A 14,476-nucleotide genomic window follows, 5' to 3' on the forward strand; every position below is an offset into this window, starting at 1 on the left:
CTTGCGTTTCTATGGGGTGGGTGAGTCGGCGGGCGTGCCCGCGGGTGGCCAGGTGAGGACTACACGGGAGTGGCGCTTGTCGATGACCTGAGGACCGGGAAGGTCGGCGTCGGGAGTGTCGGCCGGCACGACTTCGATGCGCGGTCCGGGGCCACCGCGTTGCTGGGTGTTCCAGGCGTGTACGAGATCGATCAGTTCCGCGGCGAGGTCGCCGCGGTGGGGCCCGAGCGCGTGCACACCGAATTCGGCTGTGGCGCCGTCGGCGTTGCGGCGGGTGGTGACGTAGCCGAAGGTGTCGCCGGTCGCGGTATCGACGGCAGCCATGGCGAACGAACGGTTGGCAGGCGCCACCAGACCGGTGTCCAGGTCCGGGTCGACGCCCATGATGCAGAAGCCCGTCAAGTAGGTGGCGAGGTACATCGGCAGGGATTCGATCAGCTCGTGACGGCCGACGCTGACACCGGTCCAGGCCTCTTCGCGCGGGCTACGCACCGCGTTGTCGAGGCGGCTCGGCTCGATCGGCAGGCCGTCGTCGAAGCGCAGCCCGATCTCATCAGTACCGTTGACCAGGAGGAGTTGCTCACGGTGGGTACCTGACCCCTGCATCGGTACGAATCCGCACACCAGTGCGGAATCGCTGACGAGGCGGTCTCCGCGGTTTTCGAATCCGATCGAGCGGGTGAGTCCGCGCATCCGAAGCGGGACGACCAAGCGGCCCTTCTCTGTCACCTGCTCCCGCCACGCTGGCGGGATGTCCCAGGCGCCGGCGGTGACCAGGATGCGGTCGAATGGGGCTCGGCTCTGCACGCCGCTTTCGCCGTCGGTGGTGAGCACCCGGACCTGGGAGTATCCGGTCTCGGCCAAGAGGTGCGCGGCCCGGGCGGTCACTTGCGAGTCGATGTCGACGGTGGTGACGTCGCCTTCGGGGCCGACGAGTTCGGCGATGAGGGCGGCGTTGTAGCCGCCGGACCCGATTTCGAGTACCCGCATGCCCGGTTCCAGGCGCGCCTGCTCCAGCATCATCGCCTGGATCTGCGGAGCCGAGACCGAACTCATGGGGATCCCGTGCTCATCGCTCTTGGTGGTGACCGGCGCGTAAGTGCTGTAGACCTCCTCCAGGTTGTTGTCGGGGGCGAACGCGTGCCGCTCGACGCGGCGCATCACGTCCTCGATCTGGGGCGTGGTGATCGTGCCGCCTTCGACGAGGTCGTCGACGACTTGCTCGCGTAGCTGCTTCGCCCGCTCGGAATCGGTCATATTTCTCTTTCTTGTGCATTTGTCGCAGTTGGGAACTGAACGCGCGACGGGAGCTTCTCCATCGGGGGCTTTTGCGCCCGAGTACTCCTGTTTCAGGCGCGCCCGGCCGAGAAGGTGTTCGAGACGGCCTGTCCCGCCTCCGCTTCCAGAGATACCGTCAGAGCGCGCGTCTGCGACAGGGTGTGAACGAACGGGATGTGGCATCCCTTTCACACGGGGTGTGAAGCGAGGGATATCGAAATGAGCGAACCGAACGTCCTGCTTGCTGCTCTGATTGCTGAGGCGGGCGTGTCCAACGCAGGGCTCGCTTCCCGCGTCAACCAGGTGTTGGGCACTCGTTATGACCACACCGCGGTGGCGCGCTGGATCCGTGATCGTGCCGTGCCTCGGGGCCGCGCGCCCCAGGTCATCTGTGACGTGCTGTCGCACCGCGTCGGCAGACCGCTCGCGATGAGCGACATCGGTATGGAGCGCGCCGACTCCGCTCCCATGCCCGGGGATCTGGAGGCGACCGTCAGCCGCACCACCGCCACGTGGCGGCAGGACGCGAGGGACGAAGGGTTTCTGGAAGGTGCCCGGCCGACCGTCGGCGCCGGCGCCATTCTTCCTTTGTTCGAGTGGGAGAACCCGCCGGGCGATGCCGACGTTTCACGCCGAGGCCGGGTCGCCATCGGGGAACACGAGGTGCAGCGCCTCCAGGTGGCACGCCGACGGTACGAAGAGATGTACCGGCGAGCCGGCGGAATTCCGGTGCGCCCCCGCCTGGCCCGCTTCCTGTCCGAGCAGGTGACCCCGCTGCTGTCGGCGTCCTACACCGATGCCACCGGGCGCCGGCTGCACCGAACGGTCGGCTCGCTCACCGCGCTCGCCGGTATCTGCGCATACGACGCCTCCCGGCAAGGGCTGGCGCAGCGCTACTTCCTGGCCGCGCTGCGCATGGCCAAAGCGAGCTCCGACCGCGCGTTTGGCGCCTATATTGTCGCCCTGCTCTCCAACCAGGCCATGGCCGCAGCGGAGTACCGGCTGGTCATTCAGTACTGCGACACTGCGCTGCGCGCGGCGGGGGGTGACGTCTCGCCGGCGCTCGCCAGCGACTTGGGCACCATGCAGGCGCGTGCCTACGCGCGGATGGGCGATCGCTCCTCGTGCCACACCCATATGACCCGCTCGGAATCGATGGCCGACCGCATCCGCATCGGCCAGGAACCGGCCGAGACCTCCTATGTCCAGCCCGGCCTGGTCCAGACCCAGCACGCTGAGGCGCTGCGGCACCTCGGGGACCTCGCTGCGGCCGAGGACTACGCCACAGAGGCCGTTCTCACCGCCGACCACGCCCACCTGCGCGGCCAAGTCCACCGCTACGCCGGGCTCGCCACCATCCGAGCGCAACGGGGAAGAGTCGACGAGGCACTCGACCCCGCGAACCACATGCTGGACCGGGTCCGAGGCATGGAATCGGGGCGCCTGCACGACCGAGTGCGCTCCGTCCGCACGGCCCTGCTTTCCCGAAGCAGCGAGCCGGAGGTGCGCGAGTTCGCCGAACGTGCCGATGCGGAACTGGGCCTCGGGCTGTGATCTCCTGGGGTCGACGCCGACGATGCTGCGGGGAGCTGCCGAATGCGCTGGACCGTCCATTCCGAAAAACCGCTGTACAGCGATCCCTGGCTGGATATCCGGATAGCCGATGTGGAGATCACCGGCGGACGGCATCTCCAGCACCGGCTGATCCGGTCGGCTGCCGGTGCGGGCGCCGTCGTCCTGGACGGCCAGCAGCGCGTACTCCTGGAGTGGCGACACCGCTTCATCACGGACACCTGGGGCTATGAGATCCCGATCGGCGGGATCCACGACGGCGAGGACGCCGCGGCGGCTGCTGCCCGCGAAGTCGAAGAGGAGACGGGATGGCGGCCGGGCGTACTGCAGCCGCTGCTCTACGCCCAGCCGAGCCCGGGCATCAGCGACTCCGAGCACCACATCTTCATCGCCGACACCGCTGAACACGTCGGCCAGCCGGTGGAGGATTGGGAGGCGGAGCGGATCGATTGGGTACCTCTTGCATCGGTCCCCGAACTGGTGGCTCGCCGCGACATCGTCTCAGGCACTTCGCTGAATGCGTTGCTGTACGCGTTCGCCTTACGCCATGCCACCAGCAGTCTGTAGGAGGCTGGGTCTGGTGAGCCCTGCCCGCCCGCAGGGACGGCATGCACCGCGACGGGTAGCGCCGACTATCGACGGCGATCGGTACCGGGCGCGTCGGCTCGTTCGGCGACGACCTGGGCGAGATGGCGGCTAATATCGGCGTTCTCCAGCGTTTTCAGGACGAGGTCGGCTCCCGCATCGGTCAAGTCGCGAAGCGTGCTCGCTCCGGAGGCGACCGCGATTACCGCTACTCCGGCTGCCTTTCCCGCCGCGATGTCATTGGGGGTGTCGCCGATCAGTACGGTCCTGCCTCGGGCGATGGGGGCTTCGTACCGCTCTGCTGCGCGGGTGCGCGCGACCTCGACCAGGTTGGGCCGGTGGGCATCATCGTCTCCGTAAGCACCGATCCCCAAATCAAGGTGGTCGTCCAAGCCGAACGCGCTGAGCTTGATCTGCGCGGCGGTTCGCGTATTTCCGGTGAGGACGCTCTGGATCACCGCGGGGTCGACAGCGACGGCGCGGAGAGCGGACTCGACACCGGGCAGTGCCCGGCCGCGGGAACGGAGTTCTTCCAAACGTGCGCGGTATGCCTCGGCCTGTGCCGCTGCAAAACGACCGAACAGTTCGTCGTCGCGATCGCTGATTCCATTGAGGACCAAGGTCTTTTCCAGCAGTACCGGCTCGGTCTCTCCATGTGCCCTGGCCATACCGGCATTCATCGGGCGTCCGGTCGCCTTCTCGAACGCGTCGCCGAAGACGGCACTGCCGACACCGCGCGTCTCGATCAGTGTGTGGTCGACGTCCCAGAGCACAAGCGAGCGCGGCGGCATGTGCGCCTCCATCGGAATCCAGATCAGGGGGGTGGCCCTTTACCATGTACCCCCACGGACACGGTTCCAGTCAGAGGGGCGATGCCATGTCGTTGGGGAGGGTCTTCGCGCAGCGGTTGCGGTGGCACCGCCGCCACCAGGGCAAGTCGCAGGCCGTCGTCGCTGGGCTGGCGGGCATCAACGCCGAATACCTCGGGCAGATCGAGCGGGGGCACCGGAATCCTTCACTCGACCTTGTTGAAGCCATAGCAGGCGCGCTCGGCGTTCCTGTAACAGATCTCGTGACTGAGACTCCCGAGCCTCCTTCCGTGGCCGCCGACGTGCTTTTGGCATCCGAACTGCACCGATCGCTTCTACTCAGGGATTCGGAAACACCGTCTCCGCGCGGGAGGGTCGCGGAGCTGGAGGCAAGGGTCGAAGACGCCTGGGACCTCTGGCAGGGGGCCTCCAATCGCTACAGCCGACTCGCCGAACTGATACCCGGGCTCATCGGTGATGTGGTCGCTACATGCGACGCAGCCACATCAGACGAGCCTGCTGAGCAGCATGTAGCTGCCGACGCTTATGCACTCCTGCGGACCGTGGCCCGACGGATCAATCGCCCCGACTTGGCGCTTGTGGCCGCCGATCGTGAACGACGAGCCGCCGACCGCACCGACGATGCGATCCGCCTGGCCAGCGCCGACTGGAATCTAGCGCACGCCCTGCTCGGGCAGGGGGAGCCGCATACAGCTGAAGAAGTCGCCTTGGCTGCCGCTTCCAGACTGGAGCGCCGTACCACCCGCGATGCCATCGCCATGAGCGGCGCGCTCTGGCTTACGGCGGCCGTCGCCGCGGCGCGCCGCCGGGACAAGTTCACTGCGGTGGAACGTATCGAGTCACACGCCGCTCCTCGTGCGGCGAAGACCGGAGAAACCAACGTCGGTCGGACGGCGTTCGGCCCCACCAACGTTGCCATGCACGTCTTAAGTATCGAACTGGAGGACGGCCAGGCCGGCAACGCGCTCGCCGTCGCTGACGGGATCGACCCCGCGCCTCTGGCCTCCCGGGAACGCCGAACCACGCTGTTCCTCGACCTCGCGCGTGGCCATGCTCTGCGTTTCGACCCTGGGGCAGCACTGCTGCACCTTCTCCAAGCCGAGCGAAGCAGCGCAGAGGAGTTGCGCTACAACCCGACCGCTCATGAAACCGTCCGCCGGGTGTTTCAGCGGGCCCGGCCGTCTATGCGCACGCAAGTGAGGGAACTTGCGCAGCGCATCGGTATCGAAGAGCACATTATTACTGGTCACACAGTTCCCTAGCAGCGGGCTAGGCCCTCCCGAGGTCACTCTTTCTCAGTCGCGTTTCGTCTTAGCGTCTTCCTCGCTGAACATGCCCAGAGCCACCGCGAGGAGGCACGTCGTGATCTTCAGTCTGTCCTTAAGAGTTGCCGCGAGCGCTGGCCCCTGATCGGAGAGGGCGAATGGCCCCCGACCAGCCAGCCAGCTTGCACCGGTTCTGCTGACCGACCAACGACAGCGTCCGAGCTTGTTCGCTGCCCGCCAAGGGCGCATCCGGCAGCCCTGCAGAACACGCGGGGGAAATGAGCAGGGTCAGAAAGCCACATGTCAGCGACGACTCCCACCTCGTCGCCCTGACCGCCCCGGCCACCTGACCCCCAACCGTGCGTGCGTGCCTCCTGTCCGCACCGACCACCGACAAGGCCTGATCAAGATGACCACTCCGCGCATCACCTACACCAAGCCCGGCACCGACCCGCACCGCCGCACCAGCATCACCGCCGACGACACCATCTCGCCCGGCGACACCCAGACGGCGGACCTGGCCTTGTCAGTGGTGCAGCACTGTCGCACCCAGACCGCCACCGTGGCGCAGGTGGCCAAGGCACTGAAAGTGCCACTAAGCGCGGTCTTGCTGGTGGCCAGCGACCTGGAAAGCGCCGGCCTGATCACCGTCGCCGCGGCGCCCACGGACAAGACGGCCGGCGGGGGTGTGCGGTGAGCCGGAAGATCCTGATCGTGGGAGCCGGCCACTCCGGCCTGCAGTTGGCCCACGGGCTGCAGCAAGCAGGCTACGACGTCACGGTGATGACGGCGCAACCCTCCGAAGAGATCCGCACCGCGCCCCCGTCGATCACGCAATTCTCCCTACCGACCGCGCGGGAGGCCGAACAGCGGCTGGGATTGGACTTCTACGCCACCCTGGCACCCCGCATCGCCGGAGCGCACCTGGAGCTGTACCCGCCCCATACCCCCGAGCCGCTGGTGGCTTCGGGCTACTTCGGAGGCCACGCAGTAGCGGTTGACGCCCGCCACAAGCAGGCCGACTGGCTGGAGTATTTCGAAGACTCCGGCGGCAAGGTCGTCAACCACGGCTGCACCGAAAGCGATCTGTCCTACTTCACGCGGATGTATCACCTGGTCGTGGTCGCCACCGGCGGAGCCGAGCTGGGCCAGACCTTCCCCGACATCACCGCGGACGGGGCGGGCTCCTACCCGCGGGTTGTGACCCAGGTGCTGTGCGAAGGCATCGACCCCAGCCCCTCCGGCCCGGAATACGCCGAAGTCGTCTCCTCGCCGCTGGGCCGCATCCTCATCGCACCGATCCTCAGCCCCTACGGGCCCGCCACATCGCTCTGCGTGATGGACGACCCCGGCGGACCCTTGGACGGTTCCCACCTGCGCCCCGCACGCGGACGCCCCGAACCGGCCGCGGTAACCGCATGGATCACCGAGACCCTCCGCAAACACTTCCCCGAAGTGGCGCCGCGGGTGCGCAACGCCGCGCCGATCGACGCCCACGCCGCACTGGTGGCCAAGGTGCGCCCGCACATGCGCGCCCCCGTCGCCGCACTGGGCGGCGGCCATGTGCTCGGGCTGGCCGACACCGTGGTCCACACCGACCCGCTGGCCGGCCAGGGCTGGTCCGTCTCCAGCCTGGCCGCCGACACCTACCTGTAGCGCATCCGCGACCACGGCGACCAGGAGTTCACACCGGAGTGGATGCGACAGACCTTCGCCGCGTCCTGGGACAACGGCGTCGCCGCGGCCCACCGGCTCAGCGCCGCACTGCACGGCATGTGGGAACCCGATGCCCCCGCCCACATGGCCGAGGTACTGGCGGCCGCTGCGCATCACCCCGAGGTCGCCGGCCGGTTCGTCGGAGGCCTGGCCGACCCGGGCGACTACGACGAATGGCTCTACGACCCTGAGGCGGCCCGCTCCTACCTCAGCCGCGCCACCGGCTCGCACTGAACCCCCTGCGACCTGCCCCTTCCCCGGATCGTCTGGTCCTCTCGTCCCCTCTATGGAGGCCCTGCCATGTCTCACCCGCCCATGCCTGATCCCGTGCCCGTCTCGGCTGCCGCGCCTGATCCGCGGGTGTGGAGCCGCCGCACCATGACCCAGGCCTACGACCCCCTTGTCGTCCACGGCACCTACCGGCTCCTGTGGGGCTGCCCCCACCCGCGGGTCGGCGCCCTGTACTCCGCAGCGGTCACCCCCGGCGCCACGATGCTGGAGGTCGGGCCCGGCGCCGGCTACTTCCTGGACCGGCTCAACCCGGACGACCTCGACCTGCACCTGCTCGACATCCACGACGGACCCTTGGAGACCACCGCCGCGCGCTTGGCCCGCTACACCCCCACGACGCACCGGCACGACGCGCTGCAGCCCTTCCCGCTCAAGCCGGGCAGCGTCGACGTGGTCTCGATGTCGATGGTGCTGCACTGCCTGCCCGGTTCTTCCATTGCAGAGAAGGCGCCGGTGTTCGACAACATCGCCGCGGTACTCACGCCGACCAGTGGGACGTTCATCGGCGCCACCGTCCTCAGCCACGGGGCCGGCCTCAGCCCCCTGGGCCGGGCCGGGCTGAGATACCTCAACGCCAAGAACGTATTCCGCAACAGCGGCGACTCCCTGACGGACTTGTCGAGAGTGCTGCACGACCGCTTCACCGACGTGCGCTTGGCGGTGCGCGGTTCGGTGGCGCTGTGGAAGGTGAGCGCCCCATGAGCAGCACCTCCCGCACGAGCGGCGCCCCGGCCATCACCGGCATCGCATGCCGCCTCCCCGGCGGGGTGCACAGCCCCCGCGCCTTCTGGCAACAGCTGGTGGCAGGCGGCGATGCCATCGCCCCGATCCCCGAGCACCGGTGGAAACCCATGGCGGCGCTGCTAGCTGAGCAGCACCAGCCCGATACCCCGTGGCAGGGCGGGGTCCTCGACGACATCGACGTGTTCGACCGCACCTTCTTCGCGATCACGGCGGAGGAAGCGGAGGTGCTGGACCCCCAGCAGCGGCTCCTGCTGGAGGTCACCGTCGAAGCGCTGGCCGATGCGGCCCTGCCCCTGTCGTCAGTGGCGAGCACCCGCACCGGCATCTACGTGGGCTGCGCCTCCATCGACCAGCAAAGCACCGCCTTCGCTCCGGGACAACGTCCGGGAATGCTGGATGCCGGCGGAACCGGCGCCAGCATGCTGTCGGCCCGTGTCGCCCACCACCTCGACCTGCACGGTCCCGCCCTCACGATCGACACCGCCTGCTCCAGCTCGCTGGTGGCCGCCGACTACGCCCGCCGCGACCTCGACGCCGGCGTGGTCGATCGGGCGATCGTCGCCGGAGCCAACCTCATCCGCAACCCTCTTGTCGGTCTCGCCTTCCACCAGGGCGGAGTGCTTTCCCACGGCGGTCGCTGCCGCCCCTTCGACGCCGACGCCGACGGCTACGTGCGCAGCGAAGCCATCGCCGCCATCGTGCTCACCCCCGCCCGCGCGCTGCGCCCGGAGGTCGACCGGGTCTATGCCCGCCTGGCGGGCAGCCACGTCAACACCGACGGAAAGTCCGCGGGCGGCGTGTTCGCGCCCAATCACATCGCCCAGACCGCACTGCTGCGCGACGCCTACACCCGCGCCGGCATCGCCATGGGCGACGTGGGCTATGTGGAGGCGCACGGCACCGCCACCAAGGGCGGAGACCGCACCGAAGCCCAGGCTCTCAGCGCGGCCTTCGCCCGCGGCAACGATGCGCCGCTGCCGGTCGGGTCGGTCAAATCCAACCTCGGCCACACCGAAGGCGCCGCCGGGCTGGTCGGGCTGATGAAGGCTGCCCTGGTGGCTTACCACCGGCGCATCCCGCCGACCCTGCACCACGCTCGGATGCGTCCGGCGCTGACCGGCCTGGCAATCCGGATTCCCACCGAATCGGAAGAGCTGCAGGGCCCCGGAGTGGTGGGGGTGTCGAGTTTCGGTTTCGGCGGTGTCAACGCCCATGCCATCGTCCTCACGCCGGATTCGCAGTCGCCACCAGCCACCGAGGAGGAGGCAGCTACCACCGCCGCAGCTCGGGGGCCGGTGGTGGTACCGGTCTCGGGCCGCACCCCCGCCGCCCTGGCCGCTGCGGCTCACCGCCTGGCCGACGTGCTCGGTGACGGCACCGACCTGCCCGCCCTGGCGGGGCTGGCCACCCGGGGCCGGGACCACCACGCCCACCGCGCCGCCGTCATCGCCGCCGACACAGGTCAGGCCCGCCGGGCGCTGCAGGCACTGGCCCAGGGCCGCAGCGATGCGGCCCTGGTCGGACCGCACGAGTCCAGCGCTTCGCCGAAGCGGGTGGTGTGGGTGCTACCGGGCCAGGCCGCCTTGGAGGAGGCACCCGGCGCCGGTCTTGGCGCCCTGCCCGGCTTCGCCGGCACCGTGGCGGCGGTGCAGGAGGCGATGGCCGCCCACCCTGCCCACCAGCCATGGGCTCTCGGTGAGGAACCCCGGGACGTGGCCGGCGTCCAGCAGGCCACCACCACCCTGCAGATCGCCCTCGGCCGGTTCCTGCTCCAGCACGGGCCGGGCCCCGATGCGGTGGTGGGCCAGTCGCTGGGCGAGGTCGCCGCCGCCCACCTGGCCGGCGCCCTGTCCTTGGAGGACGCGGCGTGGCTGGCGTGTGCGCGCAGCGCCGTGCTGGCCCGCGTCGCCGCCCGCGGCCACCTGGTGGCCGCCGCCCTCGACGCCGACACGGCCCGCGCCCTGCTGCGGGGTGCGGGGCGGGTGTGGGTGGCCGCCGACAACGGCCCCGGCCACGTGCTCTTCTCCGGCGCCACCACCGACCTGAAAGTCCTGCAGCGCCTCCTCGGCGAGCGCGGCATATGGACGAAGGCGGTGCCCCTGTCCTCTCCCGCCCACAGCCCGTTCCTCGATCCCCACCTGGACACCTTCACCGCCGACCTGGCCCACCTTGCACCCCGGGACGCGACGATCGGGATGGTCTCCACCGCCACCGGCGTGCCCCTCACCGGCACCGACCTGCACGCCGCCTACTGGACGGAGCAGATGCGCGCCCCGGTCGACCTGCCCACCGCCCTCCACGCCGCTCTGGGCGATGGCCCGGCGCTGATGGCGGAGATAGGAACCCGCCCTGTACTCACCTCGGCGCTGGAAGCGATCGCCGCCGGCGCTTCGGCGACGGTGGCGGTGGCAGGTCCGGGCCTGGGCGGCGAGCACACCGGCGTGCTCGCGCTGCCGGCCGCCGCCTACGTCCACGGGCAGGCCCCCGGCTGGCCGGTGGGCCGGTGCCGCCCGGCCGAACTGCCGCCCCCGGTGTGGGACCACACCCCACCCCCGCCCAGCCAAGGGCCCGATCTGCACCAGCGCCTACTACAGGCCGCACCCCAATGGCGCCTGGACCTGGTCACCGCCGCCGTCCAGGACGCCGTCGCCGACCTGGCCGCCGACGGCGGCGAGGCCGATGCCCGCACGGACCTGACCCTGCGGGGGATCACCTCGCGCGACCTCATGATCGCCGCGCTGCGTCTGCGCGCCCTGCACCCCCGCCTGGCCACCACCGACCTGGCCGGGCTGCTGCAGCGCCACCAAAGTGCCGCCGAGGTGGCGGGGGCGTTGCTACCGCTGATCGATCCGGACCCGGCCCCGCCGCCATGAAACCTGCCTGCCAGACGCCTTGCCTCGCCCCCTTGACCGCTCCCAAGCAGAGGCCGCACGCACCGGCATGACTGCGAGGACCGTCACCGCCCGGACCACCTCACGGCCGACGGCCGTGAGGAACCCGGGGTCCCGGCTGTGCCGGCCGCCGTTCACGCCGCGGCGCCCGGACGGGGCACACAGCCGCGGACCCCGTGCCTGCGGGGCGCACCACCACCGGCGCCCGCGCCCCGCAGGCCCCTCCACATCGCCCACCACGACCGATTGCCACCCCATGGACGAACACCACCCACCCGGCTCTGCCGCGGCGCGGTACCCGGCAGCTTGGGACCACCTGCCCATCGAGACCGCTCTATCCCGCCTGGGCACCGACCTGGCCGCCTTGTTGACCGGCTACCAGCCGCCTGACGGCGTGGCCACGGCCTGGGTCGACGACGAGGACCGCCTCCCATCCCTCCTGGACATCACCACCGCCGCGGCGGCTGGGGCGGCCGGTCCCACGTGCGGCACCGCGCGTGTGCGCGCCCGGCTGCTGACCTACGCCGACCGGCTGCGCAGCATCACCCGCGTCATCCGCGCCATCGACGCCGTCACCATCGCCCCCGAAGCGCTGGCCGGCCTCGCCCAGCGCCACGGCGGCGAACCCGACCGGCTGCACGACGAAGTCGAGGAGCACATCGGCGAGCAGCGTCACCACGCCGCCGAGGCGGCCGGCTACGACACCGATCTGCAGGCGTGTCTGAGCGCCGGCAACGCCATCCTCGACAACCGCCCGGGGGCCGACGGGTTCCCGAGGTTTCTGGTCGCGCGGTCCGGACTGCTCGACCCCCGCATCAACGCCGCCGCCGACGTGCTGCGCCTGGGACAGACCCTCGACCTCGTCGTCGCCGCCTACACCCGCACCAGCCGTGTTCGCCGCCACCGCGCCCTGGCCGTACTGCTGGCGGCCGGATACCCGCCCCTGCGGCACCCGCTCTGACCCGGCCACCCGGCCCCGTGTGCGGACACACATCCACCGGCCCATCCACCGACCGGCCCGCCTTCACCCGCCGCCACACCCAGAACCGACCCTGAACCCGGAAAGAGCCATGAGCACCCCACCGCCGCCACCCTTCACCACCAACCAGCCCACCCCCGCCCGCGTTTACGATGCCCTGCTGGGCGGCAAGGACAACTACGCCGCCGACCGCGAAGCCGCCGACCGCAGCCGAGCGCGCGAGCCCAACGCCGAACTCGTCGTCCGCGCCAACCGCGACTTCCTGCGCCGCACGGTCACCTACCTCGTCCGTGATGCCGGCATCCGCCAGATCATCGACCTGGGCTCGGGGCTGCCCGAGGAGAACAACGTTCACCAGGTCGCCCACGCAACCGCACCCCAAACCCGTGTGGTCTATGTGGACAACGACCCGATCGTGCTCGCCCACGGACGCGCCCACCTGGCCGACAACCCCAACACCACGGTGGTCAGCGCCGACCTGCGCGATCCCGACGCGGTCATGGGAGCACTCGAAACCCGCAGCCTCATCGACCCCGCACGCCCCTGGGCGCTGCTGGCGATCGCCGTCTTCCACTTCGTCCCCGAGGACCCCGGCGGCATCGTGGCCGCCTACCGGGGCCACATGCCGCCCGGCTCCCACCTGGCGCTGAGCCATTTGTCCCAGGACGCCACCACCCCCGGGATCGCCGACGCGATCACCCGCATCTACCAGGACGCCACCGCCCCCATGGTCCTGCGCACCCGCGACCAGATCGCTCAAATTTTCGCCGGCATGACGATGGTCCCGCCCGGCCTGCCCTTGATCCAGCAATGGCGCCCGACCATCGAGCCCGAGGCGCCTGAGCGGGTGTGGCTGTTCGGCGGCGTCGGCTACCTGCCCGAGCCCTCAGCGGTCGCCGCGCGGTGAGTCCCGCACCTCGGGCCCGCGGCCCACCCCCACCCTTCATTGCTCCCCCTCGGACGGTCCCGCCCCCGCCGGCCAAGCCGCCGACCGAACACGCCGCCTCGACGGTGCTCCTCCCCCAACCGCTGCCGTGTCCCAGCCGGCCCCGACACAGAAAACCGATTGTGACCACACCAACAACTCCCCCCGCGACCACTACCGAGCAGTCCGCCCCCACCGGGCGCGGGTGGCGGCGCCTGCTCCCCGCACCCACCCCCGCGGCCCGCATCAGCCAACCCCGACCCATCCCCGGGTGGGCCGCCTTCGTGACGTTCGCCATCTCCTACGGGCTGGTGTTCGGACCCTGGGTCGGCATGGTCTGGCCCGCGCCGCCGGTACCCACGACCCTGGATACCGACCTGTGGGCGGTATGGGCGGTCCGGCAGTGGACCATCCACGGTGTCTACAGCGTCGTCGTACTCGGCCTCGCCGTAGCAGTGACCCGCCGACTCGGTCTGCGCCTGTCCGATATCGGTATCCGCCCCAAGTGGACACGCGAATCCGCCCACCCCCGCCGCCAGGCCTGGGCCGTGTTCACTTGGGTCCTGGCCGCCTATACCGCAGCGACCGTCCTCAAAATGGCCGCGGCCCCGCTGACCGGGGGCGGCACCATGGACGAGGCGCACCCGCTCGGGTTCGCGCTGGCCACCCTCCCGATCCATCTCACGACCAGCTGGGTCGAGGAAACCCTCGGCGTCGCGCTGCTCGTGCTGCTGGTGACCGCGGCCCGCCAGCCGCTGTGGGTCGCCCTGATCGTCACCGCTGCGGCGAAGATCGTCTACCACCTGTATATGGGACCGGGCGCGATCGCGGTGGTGCTGCCCGCGCTGGTGTGCGTGTGGCTCTACCACCGCACCGGCCGCCTGACCCCGATCATCGCCGCCCATGCGGCCCACAACTTGTGTGGCGCAGCGGTGACCATCGCGGCCTTCGGTCTGTGAGGTCCGCGCCCGGGGCGCCGGGAACAGGCGCCCGACGCCCCGGGCGTGCCTCCCCGCACACGCCGACACCACGAAAGCGCACTCCATGACCCGCTCCTACCCCCCACGGCGGCGCCGCGCCGACGTTCTCCGGCGCCTGCAGGCCCAGGTCGACACCATCACCGCCGCCTACCGAGCCGGGGCCACCATCCGCGACCTGGCCGCCGACCACGACTGCTCCTACACCAGCATGCGCACCCTGCTCACCCGCGCCGGCGTCGACCTGCGCGGACGCGGCGGCTCCCGCGCACACTCATGACCCCTGCATGCCGACCGCTCCCACCCCGACGCAGAAACCCCGGCCGTGACACCCGTATCCATCGCCGCCAGCGCCGTGGCCATCACCACCGTGATCGTCATCGTGGCGGGCGGGGCACTGCTGGTGACGGGCGCCTGCACCGG

The 14,476-nt window shown here is 70.3% G+C and carries 14 protein-coding genes; 12 read left to right on the top strand and 2 right to left on the bottom strand.

The genetic code is table 11. From position 1 onward, the window contains the following. Positions 1–9: 9 nt before the first annotated feature. Positions 10–1,257: a methyltransferase, FxLD system gene (gene fxlM / locus ACYVD5_RS12225; protein WP_461001111.1), complete on the bottom strand. Its 1,248-nt coding sequence runs from the start codon at positions 1,255–1,257 to the stop codon at positions 10–12. A 240-nt stretch (positions 1,258–1,497) separates the two neighbouring features. On the opposite strand from fxlM, the gene ACYVD5_RS12230 reads away from it, so the two are divergent. Together ACYVD5_RS12230 and ACYVD5_RS12235 are read left to right on the top strand one after the other, a co-directional pair. Then, positions 1,498–2,832, top strand: coding sequence for a transcriptional regulator (locus ACYVD5_RS12230; protein ID WP_461001112.1), 1,335 nt, complete (start codon positions 1,498–1,500; stop codon positions 2,830–2,832). 42 nt (positions 2,833–2,874) lie between these two features. Further along, positions 2,875–3,417 (top strand): NUDIX domain-containing protein, encoded by a 543-nt coding sequence (locus tag ACYVD5_RS12235; RefSeq protein WP_461001113.1) that lies wholly within the window; start codon positions 2,875–2,877, stop codon positions 3,415–3,417. Positions 3,418–3,482: 65 nt separating this feature from the next. On the opposite strand, the gene ACYVD5_RS12240 is transcribed toward ACYVD5_RS12235, so the two are convergent. Further along, positions 3,483–4,238, bottom strand: coding sequence for an HAD family hydrolase (locus tag ACYVD5_RS12240; RefSeq protein ID WP_461001114.1), 756 nt, complete (start codon positions 4,236–4,238; stop codon positions 3,483–3,485). 74 nt (positions 4,239–4,312) lie between these two features. Between ACYVD5_RS12240 and ACYVD5_RS12245 the strand changes: the two genes are divergently transcribed. The 10 genes from ACYVD5_RS12245 (at position 4,313) to ACYVD5_RS12290 (ending at position 14,333) form a co-directional block, all read left to right on the top strand. After that, positions 4,313–5,527 carry a helix-turn-helix domain-containing protein gene (locus ACYVD5_RS12245; protein WP_461001115.1) on the top strand — a complete coding sequence of 405 codons (1,215 nt, stop codon included), beginning with the start codon at positions 4,313–4,315 and terminating at the stop codon, positions 5,525–5,527. Between the two features lie 370 nt (positions 5,528–5,897). Then, complete coding sequence (locus tag ACYVD5_RS12250; RefSeq protein ID WP_461001116.1) at positions 5,898–6,227, top strand: DUF742 domain-containing protein; 330 nt, start codon at positions 5,898–5,900, stop codon at positions 6,225–6,227. Continuing rightward, entirely contained in the window at positions 6,224–7,186 is a 963-nt protein-coding gene (locus ACYVD5_RS12255) for a styrene monooxygenase/indole monooxygenase family protein (RefSeq protein WP_461001117.1), read from the top strand. The genes ACYVD5_RS12250 and ACYVD5_RS12255 overlap by 4 nt, the downstream gene beginning before the upstream one ends. A 42-nt stretch (positions 7,187–7,228) precedes the next feature. Next, positions 7,229–7,480, top strand: coding sequence for a hypothetical protein (locus tag ACYVD5_RS12260; RefSeq protein WP_461001118.1), 252 nt, complete (start codon positions 7,229–7,231; stop codon positions 7,478–7,480). Between the two features lie 81 nt (positions 7,481–7,561). Next, positions 7,562–8,239 (top strand): class I SAM-dependent methyltransferase, encoded by a 678-nt coding sequence (locus ACYVD5_RS12265; RefSeq protein ID WP_461001119.1) that lies wholly within the window; start codon positions 7,562–7,564, stop codon positions 8,237–8,239. Continuing rightward, positions 8,236–11,154 carry a type I polyketide synthase gene (locus tag ACYVD5_RS12270; RefSeq protein ID WP_461001120.1) on the top strand — a complete coding sequence of 973 codons (2,919 nt, stop codon included), beginning with the start codon at positions 8,236–8,238 and terminating at the stop codon, positions 11,152–11,154. Before ACYVD5_RS12265 ends, ACYVD5_RS12270 begins: the two co-directional genes overlap by 4 nt. A gap of 274 nt (positions 11,155–11,428) precedes the next feature. Beyond that, positions 11,429–12,133, top strand: coding sequence for a hypothetical protein (locus ACYVD5_RS12275; protein WP_461001121.1), 705 nt, complete (start codon positions 11,429–11,431; stop codon positions 12,131–12,133). 109 nt (positions 12,134–12,242) lie between these two features. Continuing rightward, positions 12,243–13,058 carry an SAM-dependent methyltransferase gene (locus tag ACYVD5_RS12280; protein ID WP_461001122.1) on the top strand — a complete coding sequence of 272 codons (816 nt, stop codon included), beginning with the start codon at positions 12,243–12,245 and terminating at the stop codon, positions 13,056–13,058. Positions 13,059–13,219: 161 nt separating this feature from the next. Then, a complete protein-coding gene (locus ACYVD5_RS12285) occupies positions 13,220–14,035 on the top strand; it encodes a lysostaphin resistance A-like protein (RefSeq protein ID WP_461001123.1) in 816 nt (271 codons plus the stop codon). 85 nt (positions 14,036–14,120) lie between these two features. After that, positions 14,121–14,333 carry a helix-turn-helix domain-containing protein gene (locus ACYVD5_RS12290; protein WP_461001124.1) on the top strand — a complete coding sequence of 71 codons (213 nt, stop codon included), beginning with the start codon at positions 14,121–14,123 and terminating at the stop codon, positions 14,331–14,333. Positions 14,334–14,476 lie beyond the last annotated feature (143 nt).

This window comes from Streptomonospora sediminis, from assembly GCF_054778995.1.

Excerpts from the sequence above, each read along its gene's own strand:
- fxlM (WP_461001111.1), bottom strand. The coding sequence starts at position 1,257 with ATGACCGATTCCGAGCGGGCGAAGCAGCTACGCGAGCAAGTCGTCGAC.
- ACYVD5_RS12230 (WP_461001112.1), top strand. The coding sequence starts at position 1,498 with ATGAGCGAACCGAACGTCCTGCTTGCTGCTCTGATTGCTGAGGCGGGC.
- ACYVD5_RS12235 (WP_461001113.1), top strand. The coding sequence starts at position 2,875 with ATGCGCTGGACCGTCCATTCCGAAAAACCGCTGTACAGCGATCCCTGG.
- ACYVD5_RS12240 (WP_461001114.1), bottom strand. The coding sequence starts at position 4,238 with ATGGAGGCGCACATGCCGCCGCGCTCGCTTGTGCTCTGGGACGTCGAC.
- ACYVD5_RS12245 (WP_461001115.1), top strand. The coding sequence starts at position 4,313 with ATGTCGTTGGGGAGGGTCTTCGCGCAGCGGTTGCGGTGGCACCGCCGC.
- ACYVD5_RS12260 (WP_461001118.1), top strand. The coding sequence starts at position 7,229 with ATGCGACAGACCTTCGCCGCGTCCTGGGACAACGGCGTCGCCGCGGCC.
- ACYVD5_RS12265 (WP_461001119.1), top strand. The coding sequence starts at position 7,562 with ATGCCTGATCCCGTGCCCGTCTCGGCTGCCGCGCCTGATCCGCGGGTG.
- ACYVD5_RS12270 (WP_461001120.1), top strand. The coding sequence starts at position 8,236 with ATGAGCAGCACCTCCCGCACGAGCGGCGCCCCGGCCATCACCGGCATC.
- ACYVD5_RS12275 (WP_461001121.1), top strand. The coding sequence starts at position 11,429 with ATGGACGAACACCACCCACCCGGCTCTGCCGCGGCGCGGTACCCGGCA.
- ACYVD5_RS12280 (WP_461001122.1), top strand. The coding sequence starts at position 12,243 with ATGAGCACCCCACCGCCGCCACCCTTCACCACCAACCAGCCCACCCCC.
- ACYVD5_RS12290 (WP_461001124.1), top strand. The coding sequence starts at position 14,121 with ATGACCCGCTCCTACCCCCCACGGCGGCGCCGCGCCGACGTTCTCCGG.